The organism is Bacillus sp. X1(2014) (assembly GCF_007678255.1).
In genome coordinates this window covers 123,293-141,121 of the sequence record NZ_VEED01000015.1, presented here as the reverse complement: position 1 = coordinate 141,121, position 17,829 = coordinate 123,293, and the positions used below count along the sequence as shown (strand labels likewise).

Annotated in this window: 18 protein-coding genes; 5 read left to right on the top strand and 13 right to left on the bottom strand. The window is 37.9% G+C overall.

The annotated features are described in order from the left end of the window. Positions 1-102: 102 nt before the first annotated feature. From FS608_RS22660 to hemE, 7 genes are all read right to left on the bottom strand, one after another. Entirely contained in the window at positions 103-879 is a 777-nt protein-coding gene (locus FS608_RS22660) for an enoyl-CoA hydratase-related protein (protein WP_144554833.1), read from the bottom strand. A gap of 53 nt (positions 880-932) precedes the next feature. After that, complete coding sequence (locus FS608_RS22655; protein ID WP_144554832.1) at positions 933-2,495, bottom strand: fatty acid--CoA ligase family protein; 1,563 nt, start codon at positions 2,493-2,495, stop codon at positions 933-935. 153 nt (positions 2,496-2,648) lie between these two features. After that, entirely contained in the window at positions 2,649-3,638 is a 990-nt protein-coding gene (lplA, locus tag FS608_RS22650; protein WP_144554831.1) for a lipoate--protein ligase, read from the bottom strand. 16 nt (positions 3,639-3,654) lie between these two features. Next, positions 3,655-4,389 carry an MBL fold metallo-hydrolase gene (locus FS608_RS22645; protein ID WP_144554830.1) on the bottom strand — a complete coding sequence of 245 codons (735 nt, stop codon included), beginning with the start codon at positions 4,387-4,389 and terminating at the stop codon, positions 3,655-3,657. Positions 4,390-4,561: 172 nt separating this feature from the next. Further along, positions 4,562-5,986 (bottom strand): protoporphyrinogen oxidase, encoded by a 1,425-nt coding sequence (hemY, locus tag FS608_RS22640; RefSeq protein WP_144554829.1) that lies wholly within the window; start codon positions 5,984-5,986, stop codon positions 4,562-4,564. A gap of 34 nt (positions 5,987-6,020) precedes the next feature. Then, positions 6,021-6,956, bottom strand: coding sequence for a ferrochelatase (gene hemH, locus FS608_RS22635; protein ID WP_144554828.1), 936 nt, complete (start codon positions 6,954-6,956; stop codon positions 6,021-6,023). A gap of 141 nt (positions 6,957-7,097) precedes the next feature. Continuing rightward, complete coding sequence (hemE, locus tag FS608_RS22630) at positions 7,098-8,165, bottom strand: uroporphyrinogen decarboxylase (RefSeq protein WP_144554827.1); 1,068 nt, start codon at positions 8,163-8,165, stop codon at positions 7,098-7,100. A gap of 299 nt (positions 8,166-8,464) precedes the next feature. On the opposite strand from hemE, the gene FS608_RS22625 reads away from it, so the two are divergent. Continuing rightward, complete coding sequence (locus FS608_RS22625) at positions 8,465-9,868, top strand: hypothetical protein (RefSeq protein WP_144554826.1); 1,404 nt, start codon at positions 8,465-8,467, stop codon at positions 9,866-9,868. Between the two features lie 37 nt (positions 9,869-9,905). Here FS608_RS22625 and FS608_RS22620 read toward each other — a convergent pair whose 3' ends face one another. Further along, positions 9,906-10,541: a phosphatase PAP2 family protein gene (locus FS608_RS22620; protein WP_144554825.1), complete on the bottom strand. Its 636-nt coding sequence runs from the start codon at positions 10,539-10,541 to the stop codon at positions 9,906-9,908. A 147-nt stretch (positions 10,542-10,688) separates the two neighbouring features. Between FS608_RS22620 and FS608_RS22615 the strand changes: the two genes are divergently transcribed. After that, a complete protein-coding gene (locus tag FS608_RS22615; RefSeq protein WP_144554824.1) occupies positions 10,689-11,867 on the top strand; it encodes a M20 family metallopeptidase in 1,179 nt (392 codons plus the stop codon). A gap of 15 nt (positions 11,868-11,882) precedes the next feature. Here the strand turns inward: FS608_RS22615 and FS608_RS22610 are convergent, their stop codons facing one another. The 3 genes from FS608_RS22610 to FS608_RS22600 all read right to left on the bottom strand — a co-directional run bounded on the left by FS608_RS22610 (position 11,883) and on the right by FS608_RS22600 (position 14,650). Then, the gene (locus FS608_RS22610; protein ID WP_144554823.1) at positions 11,883-12,608 is read right to left on the bottom strand and encodes an EcsC family protein; all 726 of its coding nucleotides are present in this window, start codon (positions 12,606-12,608) and stop codon (positions 11,883-11,885) included. 97 nt (positions 12,609-12,705) lie between these two features. After that, complete coding sequence (locus FS608_RS22605) at positions 12,706-13,917, bottom strand: ABC transporter permease (RefSeq protein WP_144554822.1); 1,212 nt, start codon at positions 13,915-13,917, stop codon at positions 12,706-12,708. After that, a complete protein-coding gene (locus FS608_RS22600; protein WP_144554821.1) occupies positions 13,910-14,650 on the bottom strand; it encodes an ABC transporter ATP-binding protein in 741 nt (246 codons plus the stop codon). Before FS608_RS22600 ends, FS608_RS22605 begins: the two co-directional genes overlap by 8 nt. Before the next feature lie 592 nt (positions 14,651-15,242). On the opposite strand from FS608_RS22600, the gene FS608_RS22595 reads away from it, so the two are divergent. Then, positions 15,243-15,662, top strand: coding sequence for an HIT family protein (locus FS608_RS22595; protein WP_144554839.1), 420 nt, complete (start codon positions 15,243-15,245; stop codon positions 15,660-15,662). 146 nt (positions 15,663-15,808) lie between these two features. Next, positions 15,809-16,336, top strand: coding sequence for a tryptophan transporter (locus tag FS608_RS22590; protein ID WP_098572175.1), 528 nt, complete (start codon positions 15,809-15,811; stop codon positions 16,334-16,336). A gap of 54 nt (positions 16,337-16,390) precedes the next feature. Here the strand turns inward: FS608_RS22590 and yhzF are convergent, their stop codons facing one another. Next, on the bottom strand, positions 16,391-16,582 hold the full coding sequence (yhzF, locus tag FS608_RS22585) for a membrane protein YhzF (RefSeq protein ID WP_144554820.1): 192 nt from the start codon (positions 16,580-16,582) through the stop codon (positions 16,391-16,393). A 325-nt stretch (positions 16,583-16,907) separates the two neighbouring features. Between yhzF and FS608_RS22580 the strand changes: the two genes are divergently transcribed. Next, on the top strand, positions 16,908-17,483 hold the full coding sequence (locus FS608_RS22580) for an HTH-type transcriptional regulator Hpr (protein WP_144554819.1): 576 nt from the start codon (positions 16,908-16,910) through the stop codon (positions 17,481-17,483). Between the two features lie 6 nt (positions 17,484-17,489). On the opposite strand, the gene FS608_RS22575 is transcribed toward FS608_RS22580, so the two are convergent. Then, on the bottom strand, positions 17,490-17,825 hold the full coding sequence (locus tag FS608_RS22575; RefSeq protein ID WP_144554818.1) for a DUF1878 family protein: 336 nt from the start codon (positions 17,823-17,825) through the stop codon (positions 17,490-17,492). Between the last annotated feature and the right edge of the window lie 4 nt (positions 17,826-17,829).

Below are 17,829 nucleotides of genomic sequence, written 5' to 3'. Positions count from 1 at the left end.
CAAGATTTTATTACTACTATTTTACAACAAAAAAACTGTAGGCAAGCTCGTTTTTTTCGAGTTTGTCTACAGTCTGACATGGCGCGGAAGCACCATGTTTCGTTATTTCCCTTTAAAGGCGGGCATTCTTTTTTCAGAGAAAGCCTGCAATGCTTCGATTCGATCTTCTGTTGGGAGTGTTACTTCGTAGGCTTTTCGTTCAATTTGTAATCCTGTGTTTAGGTCCGTATTCATCCCATTCTTTATGGCAAACTTGGCCTGTTGCACGGCAATTGGGCCATTTGCTAATAATTGCGAACAAAAAGCTAAACATTCTGTCATTAATTCTTTCCGCTCCACAACTTTTGTCAGCAGTCCATAGATAAAAGCCTCATCAGCGGACAAGCGCCGTGCCGTTAAAATGAGTTCCAAAGCCTTCGCCTGACCAATCAAGCGCGGTAGACGTTGTGTCCCCCCTGCACCAGGAATGATGGCAAGACTCGTTTCCGTTAACCCCATTAGTGCTTCTTTAGCTGCAAAGCGGAAATCACAAGCCAAAGCTAACTCCATTCCTCCACCAAATGCAAACCCATTTATCGCGGCAATAGTCGGTTGGGGCAGACTATCAATCGCTGTAAAAACTTCATTAATTTTATAAAGATTTCGCTTCACTTGTTCATCCGTTAATGTTTTTCGTTCCTTTAAGTCAGCCCCCACACTAAATGCCTTTTCTCCGGCACCAATAAAAAGAACAGCCCGAACTTCTGGATTTATTCGAATTTCTTCGACCTTTTTCTGTAAGACCAGTAAGGTTTCATAATTAAACGCATTTAGAGAATCGGCCCGATTAATTGTGACAACTGCCACATGATTTTTAAATTCCAATAAAATTGACTCCACCATACTCCCCCTTAAAAAGGCAGGTTAACACAACCTGCCTTCCAAAATAAATACTAGTTACTGACAGTTTGGGCTACTTGTGTCTTTAGTGCCCGTCTTAAGATTTTCCCGGTTGTATTCTTTGGAAGTTCTTCAATGAATTCAATCGAAGATGGAATTTTGTATTTTGCTAAACGCTCCTTACAATAATCAAGTAATTGTTCAGTTGTTAGCTCAGGATTCTTGCTGACCACAAAAGCTTTTACAGCTTCCCCAAGATTTGGGTCTGGAACGCCGAGAACAGCCACCTCGACAATATCCGAATGGTTATAAATAACCTCTTCCACTTCACGAGGATAGACATTATAGCCGCCCACTAGGATGAGATCCTTTTTCCGATCGACAATATAAAAATACCCGTCTTCATCCATTCTGGCAAGATCCCCGGTATGAAGCCAGCCATTTCTAATCGCTGCTGCTGTTTCTTCAGGCATTTTATAGTACCCCTTCATGACATTAGGACCTCTTACAACCAATTCTCCTACCTCGCCAATAGCGACTTCTTCACCAAGTTCATTCAGGATTTTATTTTCAACACGGAGGATGGATGTCCCGATTGACCCTGGCTTACGCGGGCGGTCAAGCGGATTAAAGCAAGTAACAGGAGAAGCCTCAGACAACCCATAGCCTTCAGAAATGAAAACACTAAATTTTTGTTCAAAATTCTTTAATAGGGCTACAGGTAAGGAAGCCCCTCCTGAAATACATAGGCGCAAAGATTTTAAGTCTTCAGGATTTCCATCAGGATATTGAAGAAGGAAATTATACATGGTTGGGACACCCGCAAAGACAGTAGCTTTATTTTCTTTAACTAGTTCAAAAATTTCTTTTGGACTAAATTTTGCGGCTATTAATAGCGTTGCCCCGCTCAATAATGGTGCATTTAAGGCAACGGTCAAACAGAAAACATGGAACATAGGAAGAACCGTTACTACCTTATCTTCGGAATTCATTTTTAAATACTCACTAACATCTTTAGCATTACTATATAAATTTTTATGGGTTAACATTGCACCCTTTGGTTGGCCTGTAGTACCGGATGTATAAAGAATGACAGCAGTATCATCGTCTTGGAGCTCAGGTCCTTTAAAGGTTAAGTCTCCAGCATCAATCACCATTGAAAACGGTTTCATTTTTGAAGAGCATGATAGGTTCTCAATCTTCAATTCTACATTGCTAGTTGGTGTCGTTTCACAAATAATATAGTGCTCTATTTTGGAAAGGGAAGTGTGGATTTTTTCAACTAATGGGATCGCCAGATCAAGCCCGATAACTGCTTTAACGTCACCATTATTTAATATGTAGCCAATCTCATCGGCAGTATATATGGGATTCACGGGAATAACAGTTGCCCCCAATCGTAATGCCCCGTATAGGCTTATTACAAAGTGCGGCGAGTTCCCCAACAATAAAGCAATATGATCTCCTTGTTTTACCCCTAATTTTTCTAAACCGGATGCAAATTTAGTAATTGCACCATCTAATTCAGCATAAGTACATGTTTGGTTCATAAAATAATAGGCTGGCTTAGCAGCAAAGTTCTTCGCTGATTCTTCAAACTTTGATAAAAGATTCATATTTCTCCCCCTTAGTTGAATGAATATTCATTCACAAAATAGTAGCAATTTTCTAAACATATTATATTAAAAGAAAAGAACCTATTCAAGTATAATACTTGGAAATTCAGATAAAAAAATGGTACAGCATTTGAAAACGCTGTGCCCCGCCTCTTAATATAATAAATTTAAAAAATCTTCCTTTGCAATATTTCCAAAGTAATGGGTTGTGTCAATTTCTGCAAGTGCCTTTTCGATTTCATTTTTTTCATACCGCGTCCCCGTTAACTTCTCCTCAATTTCACTTACATCACCCACACCAAAAAAGTCGCCATAAATTTTACAATTTTCAATGACGCCTTTATTGACCTCTAACCGAACATCAATACTGCCTACAGGAAAGCGGTGAGAATGTTGTAAATTAAATTTAGGCGATCTTCCATAGTTCCAGTCCCAGTTTTGGTAGCGTTCTTTTGAAAGTTGGTGAATTTTTTCCCAATCCTCTTCCGTAAGAATATATTCTGGAATTTCTTCTTGCCCCTCAAAAATATTCTTTAACAGTAAGGATCTGAATTCACCAATTTCCATCTTTTCGTCAAGAAACTCAGAAATATTAGCAACCCGGCTTCGGACAGATTTAATTCCTTTGGACTCAATTTTATCTTTTTTCACTTTTAACGCTGAGACGACATTATCTATTTCTGAATTTAGCATTAACGTCCCATGGCTAAACATTCTACCCTTGGTTGAAAATTGAGCATTTCCAGAAATCTTTCTGCCTCCAACCTCGATGTCATTTCTGCCGCTTAATTCTGCGTTTACCCCTAATTTTTTTAATGCAGTCACAACCGGTTCAGTAAATTTACGGAAGTTATGAAAACTTTCCCCGTCATCCTTAGTGATAAAACTAAAGTTTAAATTACCAAGATCATGATAGACCGCACCGCCGCCTGAGAGCCTGCGGACAACTTTAATGCCGTTACCTTCCACATACTCTGTATTAATTTCTTCTATTGTATTCTGGTTCTTACCAATAATAATCGATGGTTCATTTATGTAAAATAATAGATACGTTTCATTAATATCAAGATTTTTCAGAGCGTACTCCTCAATTGCCAAATTTATCTGTGGATCAGTGATTCCTTTATTATCAATAAATAACATAGTTGACGGCCCCTTCTTATATTGAAATAGATTGAAACTCTTCTGCAAGCCTAATTATACCTGTAAACTCACTTGATGCTTCAGTAATTAACTGAGGTAATGACCCATAGTGAGGCAAATGTGTTAAAATTAATTGCTTCACTTCTGCTTTTTGTGCAAACCTTCCAGCGTCAATACTGTTCATGTGTCCAGCTGATTTTCCATTTTGATGTCCATAAAAGTTACATTCACAAAGCAGTAAATCAGCATTGCGACTGAACTCAATAAACTCCTCTTTATACGAACTATCACCAGTATAGACAATTGCTTTTCCATCTGCTTCTATTCTCATCGCATAGCACGGGGCCGGGTGATCTGTTCTAAGAAAAGAAACATGAAATGGACCGATGGTGAGAACCTCACTAGGATTATAGGCAACTCCTTTTGTTATATCTTTATAGGTTAATTTGCTAAATTCATATTGATCCAACTCATGACCATATAGAGGCAATGTTTGGGTCTTCTTTCCTAAAAATCCTTGGATTAATCTTGCATGCTGTAAGACGCCAATATCTGCGATATGGTCAGGATGGTAATGCGAAAGGACTACCGCATCTAGTTCCTCAGGCTTGGTAACATTTTGTATTTTAGAAAGTACCCCGCTTCCACAATCCATTAGTAATTGAAACCCATCATGTTCAAGCAGATAACCAGAACTTGCTTCATTCTGCTTAGGATATCCACCCCAATAACCGATAATCGTAAGTTTCAAAATAACGCCTCCACTTCATAATGTATAATCCTTCAATGCTCAAAAACCATATCACTTCATTATAAAACAAAAACCAGCCGAAAATAAATGTCACCACTTGATAGAATAGCCTTAAATCTTTGAACCGAATGCAAGCAGAAAAAAGAAGCTGCCAGCAATGTACAGCTTCGGTTTAGGAATTTTCTTTTTTTAAATAATTTAATACATTTTTGACGGCTGCCTCACCTTGATCAATGCAATCTGGGAGTCCAACACCGCCATATGAAGCACCTGCTAAAAATACCCCAGGCAGTTCAGCATTCATATCCTCTAAGATGTCCGTTAAACGCTGTTTATGGCCAACGGTATATTGAGGCATTGAATTTTGCCAACGTGAGATAATTGAAAAATCAGGATTCATTGTGATATCCATGGTCTTTTTCAAATCATCCAAGACAATCTTGATAATTCGATCATCAGAGAGGTCGACGATGGTTTCTTCTCCTGCTCGCCCCACATAACAACGTAAAAGTACTTTACCTTTTGGTGTTGAATGTGCCCACTTTTTGTGTGTCCAAGTACAAGCAGTAATTGAATAATCACTGTTTCTAGAAACGACGAACCCAGTTCCATCAATATCATTTTTCACAGCTTCTTCAGGAAAAGCTAAAGCCACGGTGGCTACTGATGTCGAAGGGACTGCTTTAAATGGATCAAAAAAGTGATAATCCGCAAACATCGACTGTGTTATCTTATGAGGAGTCGCTGCTATAATGCTATCTGCCACTAATGTTTCTCCATTGTTGAGATATACATCATATTTATTGCCGTGCTTAGTAATTTTATCAACACGATGACCCTTTAAAATGGTTTTGGGATCTATTTTTGCTTCTATGGCTTCAGCGAACGATTGTAATCCTGTTTTAAAGGTTAAGAAGGCACCTTTTGCTTTTTCCTTATTAACAGGCGTTTTCGGTTGGGAAGGAGTGGATTTTTTCATTCCAATGATCAGGCTTCTGTATTTCTGTTCTACTTCATAAAACTGTGGGAAAGTAGACATGAGGCTTAATTGATCAATATCCCCCGCATAAATTCCAGACAATAACGGTTCAATTAAGTTTTCAACAACTTCATCTCCAAGTCTTCTCCTGAAGAATTCACCTAAGGATTGGTCTTTTCCACTTTCAGACCTTGGTAGAATGAAATCCGCTGCTGCTCTTAATTTACCGGGAATAGAAAAAAGACCAGTTGTGAGAAAAGGTCCAACTTCGGTTGGGATTCCCATAATCGAACCACCGGGCATAGAATGAAGTTTCTCATTAACTAAAACGTATGATTTACCTGTGGAATTATGGACTAATTGGTCTTCCATTCCTACTTCCTTTGCAAGCCTGCTTATACTCAATTTCCGGGCTAAAAACGAATCCGGCCCTCTCTCAATTGTAAAGCCATCCCTGATAACGGTTTGCATTTTGCCGCCGAGACGATGGGATGCTTCGATAAGTTTTAACTCAAAAGGGAGATTCTCTTCCTGAATCGCTTTTTGAAGATAGAAAGCTGAGGTAAGCCCAGCAATCCCTCCCCCAATGATAATAATTTTTTGTTTTTCTTCCGTCACGGTGGTCACCTTCCTTCAACACACATTTTGAAGCTTATTCTGCAGTCAATTTAAGGACGACGGTCGATAATGCATCAATAAACTCTTCCTTAGCATTAGGCATTTCCGGGCGATAATAACTTGCACCTAATTCTTCCGTCACTTTTCTACATTCAAAATCATTATCATACAACACTTCAAGGTGTTCACATACAAACCCTACTGGTGCATATACAAATGCTTTATAATGATGGTCATTGTATAAATCCCTAGTTAAATCCTGAACATCTGGGCCAAGCCATGGTTCTGGAGTTTGCCCAGCACTTTGCCACCCTACCACATAATTTTTTATTCCTGCCTGTTGTGCTATGAGGTCTGCAGTTTCTTGAAGTTGGCTGGGGTAAGGATCGCCGAACTGGAGAATCTTTTCAGGCAGACTATGTGCGGAAACAATCAGAACAGATTGATCCTTCTCATCTTGGGGCATTCCTGCAAATACTTCCTTTACCTTGTCAACCCAATAATCAATAAACTTTGGTTCCTGATACCAGCTGTCTATGGCTCTAATTTTTAGCTTACCGCCTAATTTTTCTGCTTCTTCTATGGCTCTTCCATTATATGATTTTATGCTGAAAGTTGAATAATGAGGAGCAAGAACGATACTAATAGCTTCTTCGATTCCGTCATTATGCATTTGTTTCACTGCATCTTCAATAAAGGGGGTAATGTGTTTTAAACCAAGATACATTTTGAATTCTATGTCCTGTTGAACACTATTTAAATGTTCCTCGAGCTTTTCAGCTTGCATAAGGGTAATCTTAGCTAAAGGGGAAATCCCTCCAATGGCCTCATACCTGCTTCGAAGTTCTTCGATCATTTCTGGAGTGGGCTTCCGGCCATGTCGAATGTGTGTATAGTATCCTTCTAAATCATCTAATGTATATGGGGTACCATAAGCCATTACCAGCAACCCCATTTTCTTTTTTGTCATGTTCGCACCTCGTTTATTAAATCTGTTCGCTTTCCCCAATCAAAAACGTTTGAGATAGGTCATTAAAAGCTCTGAAGCCCTTAATGACCCCTTTTAAAGTACCCATCTTATTGTGCCAAAAAATTGGACTCCTTACCAATTTTAAAACTTATGATGGGAATTTAACGACTTAATTTTGGATGCTGAATACTCATGGACAAATGAAGTTAATTTCTTTAAGGTTTCTGGATTTACAGAAGGGAATACACCATGACCTAAATTAAAGATATAACCATCCCGTGCCATTCCTTGGTCTAAAATAGCTTTTGCTCTTTCTTCAATTACTTCCCATGGGGCTAACAAAATAGCTGGATCGAGGTTACCTTGAACCGTTTTATCAATACCCATTTCCCGCGCTTGGTGAATTGGTAAACGCCAATCCAACCCAACCACATTAAGGGGAAGGTCATTCCATTCTAATGCAAGATGACTCGCACCCACACCGAACATAATTAACGGAACATTTTCCTCTTTTAATGAAGAAAAGATCCGGTTCATAATAGGCTTAATGAAGTAACGATAATCCTCCACATTTAACGCTCCGACCCATGAATCAAAAATCTGGATTGCCCTTGCACCGGCTTTAATTTGCGACTTTACGTATGTAATAATCATATCGCCAAGTTTGTCCATTAATGCAAACCAGGCCTTTGGATCCGTGTACATAAAAGCTTTAGTCTTATTATAGTTTTTAGAAGGACCGCCTTCGATCATATAACTTGCAAGTGTAAAAGGTGCACCCGAAAAACCTATTAATGGCACAGATAACTGCTCCTGAGTTAATAATTTAATGGTGTCTAACACGTAAGGAACGTCTTCTTCTGGATTAATTTCACCTAGTTTTTCCACATCTGCTAAAGAACGAATGGGATTGTCTATTACTGGCCCAATTCCTCCCTTTATTTCTACTTCCATTCCAATCGCAGGAAGAGGTGTCATGATATCTTTATATAAAATCGCTGCATCAACGTTATATTGCTCAACAGGCAAGCGCGTTACATACGCACATAACTCAGGCTGGTGGGTTATTTCAAAAAGAGAGTACTTTTCTTTAATTGCTCTATACTCTGGCTGTGATCTCCCTGCTTGACGCATATACCATACAGGTACATGATCTGTTTTCTCGCCTCTTGCTGCTTTTAAAAATGTTTCATTCATCGGTCTTGTCATTACTATAGTCCACCTTTCAAAGACGTGTCTGTTGTCCATTTTAATATATATAGCATGAATTTAAAACTTACTGATTCATTCTAAACTGTATTTACTATAACTATTTATCCTATTTGTGTATAGCTAACGATATTAACTGTCAAAAAAAAGTCGTTTTTACGTTTTAAAAATTGTTAAATCCGGCAGGCCGCATACAATATTTTTTCACTTTTTCCTCTCACCACTTAGGGCAATTTTCATATTCTGTATTACATCCAACAGGGCTATAGCCCCCTGGGTGATTGAAAGGAGGGAATGATATGATTGTCGAGCTTACTGCTCTTCATTGGATCTATGTGACGTTTATTGTCCTTATTATTGGATTTATGGTCATGAGAAGGGACACGTCGATTGTATGTATTGTCGGTATTTTCCTAATTGCTATTACAGCAACAGGTTCGTTAAGTCATTCAATTAGTAGTATTTTCAACAGTTTCAGTTATGCCATTACGGAATTATTATCTACTATTCTTGTTATTTCCATTATTGTTGCGATGAGCAATACATTAACGATAACAGGAATAAATGATGTGATGATTTCTCCTTTTCGTAAGCTGATACGAAACCCAACTCTAGCGTATTGGACTATTGGGATTCTAATGATGGTAATCTCCTGGTTTTTCTGGCCTTCTCCTGCTGTTGCATTATTAGGGGCCGTTCTTCTCCCTGTTGCGATTCGTGCCGGACTTCCTGCTCTTGGCGTTGCCATGGCAATGAACTTGTTTGGTCATGGAATCGCTTTATCCGGTGACTTCGTCATTCAAGCTGCTCCCAAGCTAACCTCCGATGCAGCTGGTATTCCCATTCAAGATGTCATTAATGCCAGTATTCCGTTAGTGTTTATCATGGGGCTAGTTACAACCGTTGCTGCCTTCTACTTCTTGAGAAGAGATATGAAGCGCGGTGTACTCACTACTACAACCTCCGCCAGCGAGGATCATCCAACTGAAGGAACCACCACCGATCACCCTGCGCTTTTATCAATTGGGAAAAAACGTTTCTTTGCTTTTTTAGTACCACTATTATTTGCAGCGGACGTTGCCGCTATGTCAGTCCTTGATTTAGCTGGTGGAGATGCAACCGCTTTAATCGGTGGTACCTCCATATTAATTCTCCTGTTAATTGCATTAACCAGCCATAAAAATAAGGGCTTAGAGAAAACAACCCAGTATCTAATTGAAGGATTCCAATTCGGTTTTAAGGTGTTCGGACCTGTTATCCCAATTGCTGCATTCTTCTACTTGGGTGATGCCGGATTCGGGAAAATTATTGGCGACTTTTTACCTAAAGCATCGCAAGGAATTGTTAATGACTTAGGTGTGTCCCTTGCAAGTATCGTACCGTTAAGTAAAGAAGTTGGGGCAATTACCCTGACTACAGTTGGGGCCATCACTGGATTAGATGGTTCAGGCTTTTCAGGAATCTCTCTTGCAGGGTCGGTAGCAAGCCTCTTTGCGGTTGCCATCGGCAAAGGTGCAGCCACATTGACAGCCCTTGGGCAAATTGCTGCAATATGGGTAGGAGGAGGTACGCTCGTACCTTGGGCGTTAATACCAGCTGCAGCCATCTGTAATGTGGACCCTTTTGAACTAGCAAGACGCAACCTTCTGCCTGTTGTGATTGGTCTTGTTGTTACAACCATTGTTGCGATGTTCCTCATTTAATCAAGCAAAGAGGCTGATCTCTGACCAGCCTCTTTGCTTAGTTTATTCGCTTCTTAAAATAGTTGTATAATAGAATCCACATAACTACCCAGAGATAACCAAATGCATAGCCGCCCAGTACGTCCGTAGGATAATGAACTTGTAAAATAATTCGGCTTGCACCAATCAATAAAAGTAAGATGGCAGTAATCATGGCAATAATTATTTTTCCCGCTCTAGATTTTACATCTTCCATGATAAGATAGGCAATCATAAAATAAACAATTATCCCCACCATGGCATGGCCGCTCGGGAAGCTATAACTTTTCACATCAACAAGATGCTCAAGGTCTGGCCTAGGGCGATCAAAAAGATCTTTTATTAATTTACTTACTTCATTTCCGATGGCAACCGATAAAGCCAAGACAGCGGCACCAACATAGTTCCTCTTTCTTAATAACAGCCAGGCAAGCGCAAGTAAAGCTACAACCCCAATCCCTTTTTTATCTCCCATTTCTGTTACTTGGATAAAAAATGGAATGACTGAATCAGGTACATATGAAAATAGCCCTGCAACCTTTTCATCAATCCAAAAGTGGCTGCTCATTGCGACCTTTATGGATATAAACACTGCACATAAAACAGCAAAAATAATAAATAGATAGGAAAAACTTTTTTTGTTCTTTCGTTCCATCCTCCAAACCCTTTCTTCTTTCTCATCTAATAAAAATTCTAGTAAAAGTATAATTAAAAAGAATATAAAAATCTACTTTATAATATAAAAGTGTTAAAATAGTTTGAAAATACTTTCTTCATTTCTGAAATGTTTGGGGGATTAGATATGTTAAACAAACTGTTTACTGCACTTGAAAGTTCCTATGACGAAATGGTTGCTATCCGCCGTTATTTGCATCAGCATCCGGAATTATCTTTTCAAGAATATAATACGGCAAAGTACATTCAATCATTTTATGAAAAACTCCAAATAGAAGTCAAGGGTAATGTTGGCGGAAATGGTGTTGTTGCGAAGGTTCATGGAAAAAAACCAGGTAAAACCGTGGCATTACGGGCAGATTTTGATGCTCTTCCTATTCAGGACGAGAAGGATGTTCCCTATAAATCATTAGTTCCAGGGGTAATGCACGCTTGTGGCCATGATGGACATACAGCGACACTCCTAGTACTCGCAAAAACACTAAATGACTTTAAAGAGGAATTAGAAGGCACTTATGTTTTTATCCATCAACATGCAGAGGAATACGCCCCAGGTGGTGCAATTTCAATGATTGAAGATGGCTGCTTAGAGGGTGTTGATGTGATTTTTGGGACTCATTTATGGGCAAGTGAACCTACCGGAACTATACAATATCGAACCGGGCCGATCATGGCGGCAGCAGACCGATTTGAAATTGATATTCAAGGTAAAGGCGGGCACGGTGCGCAGCCACATAAAACCCAGGACGCTATCGTTATAGCATCCCAGCTTGTTTTAAATCTACAGCAGATTGTCAGTCGAAGGGTGAATCCGATTGATTCTGCTGTTGTCACTGTCGGCTCTTTCACAGCTCAAAATGCCTTTAACATTATCGCGGACAAAGCCCAACTTATTGGCACTGTTCGTACCTTCAATGATGACGTCCGCCAATTTATAGAAGATGAAATGGACAGAATTATTTCAGGCACGTGTGCTATGACGGGAAGTTCTTATCATTTTAGTTATGAGCGTGGCTATCCAGCAGTAGTCAATCATGCAAATGAAACAGCATTTTTGACAGCCTGTGCAGAGCAAGTAGCTGAAGTAATAAACATTGAAGAAACTGAGCCGCAAATGGGCGGAGAAGATTTCGCTTATTATTTGCAATACGTGCCTGGTACGTTCTTCTTTACCGGTGCGAAACCTACCAGTTCCGAGATTGGCTACCCACATCACCATCCTAAATTCGATATTGATGAAAAAGCAATGTTAATTGCAGCTAAAACACTAGGTGTCGCAGCAATAACCGTCCATAGAAACGAATAAGAAAATCCCCTGGCCTCAAATTGGGTCAGGGGATTTTTGCAGCAATCTTAATCGATAGGCGTTCATGGCTGTTTCTCCTAGATGCTTAAGGAGGTTGTTATTGGCATATGCCCCGACAAACGCACCAATTCCCGGCACAAGCTGGAGCATTTTTGCAAGGTCGATATAGTCCCGATACTCCTGCTGGAATTTACGCCAATCCATTTCCACGAGGGTCTCCTTGCGTTTTTCCCAATTTTCAATTTCAGCTAATGTATTCTTACGAATATCTTCACTCGAAAACGCTAGTTGAAAAACATGAAGGATAAATAGTCTCTCAGCATACTCCTTTGTATTAAAACCATAGATGGAAGCTGCTTCAAATAGAAATTTCATCTTTATCGAAAGGAGAAGAGGAAAGTCAGCCAGCCCAAGCAGAATTCCACCTGCCCCTGTCCCTGCGCCTTCAATCATCGCTGTCTTTTGAAAAGCAGCAATCTTTTTAACGGTCAATTCATCTCTTTCTGCTAAACTTAACCCTCGTGCCTGGTCCTTATTCGTTATCATTTGCGATCCAAATAAAGTGGCCTTGACCATGGCTTTGATACTTTCTGTCATTACCTCATGAACTTTATCAGGTATTAATTCATTAATTTTCCCTTGAGCTTTTTTCGATATTCGGTTCATCATCCCCGAACGTCTAGTTAATTTTCGCTTCCACTCTTCGATCTCCTCATACACCTTTAACTCATACTCGTTCATATGCCACCCCTCCACTATAATTTTATGCATATATACGAAATTTCCGCCCAATAGTTTCAGGAAAAATCCCCTTTTATGCAAAAGGGGATTTTGGAGATTACGCTTTTATTCGATTTTTCGCGTAAAAATAAACAAAAATAAAGGTAAATACAAGGCCAGCCAATAAATTCAAGCCCGAGATCATTAACTCACCTTTTACAAAAATAAACAAAGTAAAGATACTCGTTTGGATTGTTAAGATGGTCATTAATAATTTGGAAAAGGCTGCTGTTTTAAATCTTCTTTCCACTGGATATAAATCCACCCATAGTTTGTTTTGATGATGATTCCAAAGCGGCAGCAGTTGAAAACCTGTTAAATATAAGAATAAAATACCGAGCAAAATTTGGCCCATACCAAAAGAAATAAAATAAATCGCGAGAGCGCCAATGATAGTTAAACGTATAAAGAGTCCCAGATAATCGGATGAACGTAAAAAGGCTCTCGAAAACAAATAAAGATATGTATTTTCTCGTGAGAATGAAATTCTGTTAAGGAATAAATCCAGCCATTTTCTTCTTTTGACAGTATCCCTTAATTTAGGCACATCGGTAAACATGTTAGCAAGTCGGTAAAATGAAGCCATTCTTTTCTCTTCTTGGTTAATTAGTCTATCCCATTTAAGCCCCATGTTCTTTGTCTGAACATAAAAAGTGCGATAATATAGTGCACAAACCACCACAATGGCTAACAACATAAACAGGCTCGCCTGTTTAAATAACAAAAAAGTAAAAGTAGCATTAATAAAATAGCGAACAATCAGGTCCCACCTATGGACTGCTGACTGGACAAAATAATCAATCCGCCAGCTTGCTGCTAAATTCCATGCTTTTATAAAGAGAAGAATCACAAAAAAAGGCAAAAATGATCGAAACCCATGATTGCTAATATGTGCATACATTGGCATTAGTACAGCTAAAACCATGAGCAGCAGGTATCCCTGAAAAACCAGGCTGGCAATCCCAGAACGAAGGAAATGCCCTTTTAATTTATCCTCAAGGGGGAGGATAAATATCTGATCTGCCTCAAGCAGAAAATTGTAAACAGGGCTGTAGGTAAGCAAAAATCCAATAACAACTGCAATCACTATTTCAACAGGAAAGCCAGCAGGCAGATTTTCAATCCACTGTTGGTAATAAAATGAAGCTGTCCCAATTAAGAACAATAAGACAACAACAAGATGTCCATTAAAAATATAGCGCAAATACCTTCCTAAATCCTTAACACGACTGCTTGCTCGTTCCTTCCAAAGCTTTTTATCATCAAACATAATTTTCTTCCTTTGTTAATTGAATATACAAATCATCTAAAGAAGCAGCAGGCATTGAGAACTGCTCCCTCAACTCTTCTAATGTCCCTTTTGCCCGAATTTGCCCTTCATGCAAGATCACAAATCGATCACAATATTTTTCAGCTGTCGCAAGAATATGAGTAGACATTAAGATGCCTGCTCCGTTATCTTTCATCTTTTTCATTAAATCAAGCAAGGATTGAATCCCCAGTGGATCCAGTCCAACAAAAGGTTCATCTACTATGTATAAGGATGGCTGAATTAAAAAAGCGCACATAATCATTACTTTTTGTTTCATACCTTTAGAAAAATGGGCAGGAAACCACTTTAAACGCTTTTCCATTCGAAATTCTTTCAGCAATGGATTAACACGCTCTTTATAGGTGGTTTCATTAAGGCCATAAGCCATCGCTGAAAGTCTTAAGTGCTCCTCAAGTGTCAATTCTTCATATAAAACTGGGGTTTCTGGAACAAACGTAAACAAATTTCGATAGGCTTCTTTATTTTCAGTAAAGGTTTGTCCTTTTATTTTAACTGCACCTTTGTGCGGTTCCATTAATCCAATAATATGTTTTATGGTTGTACTTTTGCCTGCCCCATTTAAACCAATCAGACCGACCAGTTCTTTTTCATTTACTTCAAAAGAAATATCTTTTAAAACAGGGTTTCTGGTATAGCCGCCAACAAGATTTTCAATCGTTAATAAAGACATTTTCAACGTCCTTCCTAAGCAGGATTATCTTTTTATTTTAACAAATTGTTGTTGATAAAAATAGTTTTCAAATTTTTATCATTTTTTTTGTATATTACTTTTCATATTGGTTATCATAATATTCGAAGGGGAAACAACTTACTTCAATGAAGCGATTCATTAAAACTTGAGATGAGGTGTCTGTCAAAGACAATTAACATTTCAAATAAGTGAGCTTCCAATTCGTTTCAGATAAGGGGATGGTTGTTTTGTACAGCGTGCACAGTAACCATTTTGAGTTCTAGTAACACCAAGTAATTGTTTATCTTAAAAAAATAAACATTAAATGAGGTGTTTACCGCAGATCGCTACCTGTTTTTATAAGTTGGAAAAACATATAAAAACACCATAGGGGATGGTCAGCTTGAACAATAATGTTTCTTTATAAAAACACTCTACGAAAAATGAGGTGTTTATCAAAGAACACTCCTAATGAACGTACCTTTTGAAGCAATTCCCCTTCGAGAGGGCAGGATTCCATGCGGATCCTGCCTTTTTCTTTTTTTCGTTTGTATGGTAAAATAATACAAACAATATTGAAGGGACAGTGAATATGAGCGATTGTATTTTTTGTAAAATTGTTAATGGTGAAATTCCTTCTGCCAAGGTTTTCGAGAATGAACATGTTTTAGCTTTTTTAGATATTACCCAAGTAACAAAGGGACATACGTTGGTTATTCCCAAAGTACATAAGGAAAACATATTTGAATTAACTCCAGAAATTGCAAGGAATATTTTTGAAGTAGTTCCTGCCATTGCTAATGCTTTAAAAAGAGAATTTAATCCAATTGGATTAAATACTGTAAATAATAATGGCGAACATGCGGGGCAATCTGTCTTTCATTATCATATGCATTTAATTCCGCGTTATGGAAAAGGAGATGGGTTTGGAGCAGTATGGAAAAGTAATCAAAGTGAGTATTCTTTTGATTTATTACAGGAAATGGCTGAAAATATTAATAAACAAGTATAAATCCAATATAATTTTAAATTATCTGAAAATTATATCTTTATTATTATTAAATTATTATGTTATAATGAAAGCAGGTTTTTCGCTTCAGGCAATGAGTGCACTGCAGGAGAAACAAATAGATTAGTATAGCAGAGGAGAGAAGAGAAATGAATACGAAGAACATTGTAGTTTTAGCACTATTAGCTGGGATTGGGGTAGTCTTGCATACGGTAATGCCTAGTTTTCTTGGAATTAAACCTGACATGATGCTTGCGATGATGTTTTTGGGAATCATCCTTATTCCGGAGTTAAAGAGTGTGATGCTTTTGGCCATTGTAACTGGAGTATTGTCAGCGTTAACCACTGGTTTTCCAGGCGGACAAATTCCAAATATCATTGATAAACCTATCACTGCTTTAGTTTTTCTTGGGTTATTTTTAGCTTTAAAAAAATACCGAAATTCGATTGTTAGTGTTGGCGTTTTAACTGCCATTGGAACCCTTGTTTCAGGTACAATCTTTTTAACAGCTGCATTCTTTTTAGTGGGTTTACCTGCATCATTCACTGCACTATTTGCTGCAGGAGTTCTGCCGGCTATTGCACTAAATACCGTTATTATGATTATTTTGTATCCTGTAGCCCTATCCATAGTGAAACGAACTAAATTAACAACACCTTCCGTCATTCAAAAATAATCGACGGGACTTAATTAAGAAAAGAACCCAGCGGGTTCTTTTCTTAATATTCCGCTATATAAGTTTAGAGATTAATACAGCAATTAATAGAAAGATCCCTCCGCCTCCAAATAGAGCAGCAGCTTTTTTTCTTAAAATTTGTTTAGGTGGATAAACACCTGGTCTTGTTAATTCGATTAAATATTTAATTGCACCCAATAAAAGGATAGCACTAAAGATAAAAAAAATAATGGCAGCAATTTTCATCTTCCTTGTCCCCCTATTTTGTTTCAAAAGTTCGACTGAACGTTGTAACTATTTATATGTTTACCCGTCCATTCCTATGAACAGGTATACGTGTAATTAGGGAGAACAATGTATTTTTTTAAATTTAATTTTCTAAAAGTTGTTATTATTCAGTAGATACCAAAAGGTAAAGGATTTTATGGTTGATTTATAACAATTTCACTTTTTTTTAATATCAATAGATTATTGTTCTAATTTTTAAAAAATTTGTGAATTTTTTCTTTATTAATTTTTATTTTATTGGCATAATGAAAATAGAGAAATATAAAAGTAGGTGAAAATGGGGATGACTGAGAAACAATATTCAATGAAAGAAGCGATGATCTTTACTCAGAGAGTTGCTCAACTAAGTAAGGCCTTATGGAAAGCGATTGAGAAAGACTGGCAGCAATGGATTAAGCCTTTTGATTTAAATATTAACGAACATCACATTTTATGGATTGCCTATCACTTAAACGGTGCTTCCATTTCGGATGTGGCTAAGTTTGGCGTCATGCACGTTTCAACAGCATTTAATTTTTCGAAGAAGTTAGAAGAACGAGGTTTACTGCAGTTTTCCAAAAAGGAAAATGATAAACGCAATACGTATATTCAGCTTACTGAAGCAGGAGAAAGTATCTTACTTCAACTAATGGAAACCTATGAGCCAAATGGCAATGCGGTTTTTTCTGGTGCTTTGCCCCTTCGTGAATTATACGGTAAGTTTCCAGAAATTGTTGAAATGATGGCGATCGTCCGCAATATTTATGGTGAAGATTTTATGGAAATCTTCGAGCGTTCTTTTCATAATATTGAAAGTCGCTTCGTTGAAGAAGATGGGAAACTAAGAAAATCACAAAATCCTGAGCAAGAGCTGGTTTAATCAGTATTATAAGTATTTTTCCAACTCTTGAAAAAGGGACAGGCAAATCTTTTGTTTTAAACAAGCATTGATAACGTCTTTAATCTTTAAGGATGACGGTAATGACAATGATAATTCATGAAAAAGCGGATGGAAGTTTACGTACCCTTCCGCTTTTTGTTCTTCTAATTTTAAGTTCATTTTGTCACATAAAGAAAAAAACTGTCCTGCTTCCTGTTCTGTAATTCCATTTTCAATAATAAGTTTATATAATTCGAGCTTTGGATTGTTGAGTAACTTTAATAATAGCTTTTGATGATATTCAAGAAGGTTTATTCTTTCCATCAATTCATTTTCAGTCATTCAC

Bases quoted from the DNA above. Each gene is read 5' to 3' on its own strand.
- FS608_RS22655 (WP_144554832.1), bottom strand. From the start codon at position 2,495: ATGAATCTTTTATCAAAGTTTGAAGAATCAGCGAAGAACTTTGCTGCT.
- lplA (WP_144554831.1), bottom strand. From the start codon at position 3,638: ATGTTATTTATTGATAATAAAGGAATCACTGATCCACAGATAAATTTG.
- hemH (WP_144554828.1), bottom strand. From the start codon at position 6,956: ATGACAAAAAAGAAAATGGGGTTGCTGGTAATGGCTTATGGTACCCCA.
- hemE (WP_144554827.1), bottom strand. From the start codon at position 8,165: ATGACAAGACCGATGAATGAAACATTTTTAAAAGCAGCAAGAGGCGAG.
- FS608_RS22625 (WP_144554826.1), top strand. From the start codon at position 8,465: ATGATTGTCGAGCTTACTGCTCTTCATTGGATCTATGTGACGTTTATT.
- FS608_RS22620 (WP_144554825.1), bottom strand. From the start codon at position 10,541: ATGGAACGAAAGAACAAAAAAAGTTTTTCCTATCTATTTATTATTTTT.
- FS608_RS22615 (WP_144554824.1), top strand. From the start codon at position 10,689: ATGTTAAACAAACTGTTTACTGCACTTGAAAGTTCCTATGACGAAATG.
- FS608_RS22610 (WP_144554823.1), bottom strand. From the start codon at position 12,608: ATGAACGAGTATGAGTTAAAGGTGTATGAGGAGATCGAAGAGTGGAAG.
- FS608_RS22605 (WP_144554822.1), bottom strand. From the start codon at position 13,917: ATGTTTGATGATAAAAAGCTTTGGAAGGAACGAGCAAGCAGTCGTGTT.
- FS608_RS22600 (WP_144554821.1), bottom strand. From the start codon at position 14,650: ATGTCTTTATTAACGATTGAAAATCTTGTTGGCGGCTATACCAGAAAC.
- FS608_RS22595 (WP_144554839.1), top strand. From the start codon at position 15,243: ATGAGCGATTGTATTTTTTGTAAAATTGTTAATGGTGAAATTCCTTCT.
- FS608_RS22590 (WP_098572175.1), top strand. From the start codon at position 15,809: ATGAATACGAAGAACATTGTAGTTTTAGCACTATTAGCTGGGATTGGG.
- yhzF (WP_144554820.1), bottom strand. From the start codon at position 16,582: ATGAAAATTGCTGCCATTATTTTTTTTATCTTTAGTGCTATCCTTTTA.
- FS608_RS22580 (WP_144554819.1), top strand. From the start codon at position 16,908: ATGACTGAGAAACAATATTCAATGAAAGAAGCGATGATCTTTACTCAG.
- FS608_RS22575 (WP_144554818.1), bottom strand. From the start codon at position 17,825: ATGACTGAAAATGAATTGATGGAAAGAATAAACCTTCTTGAATATCAT.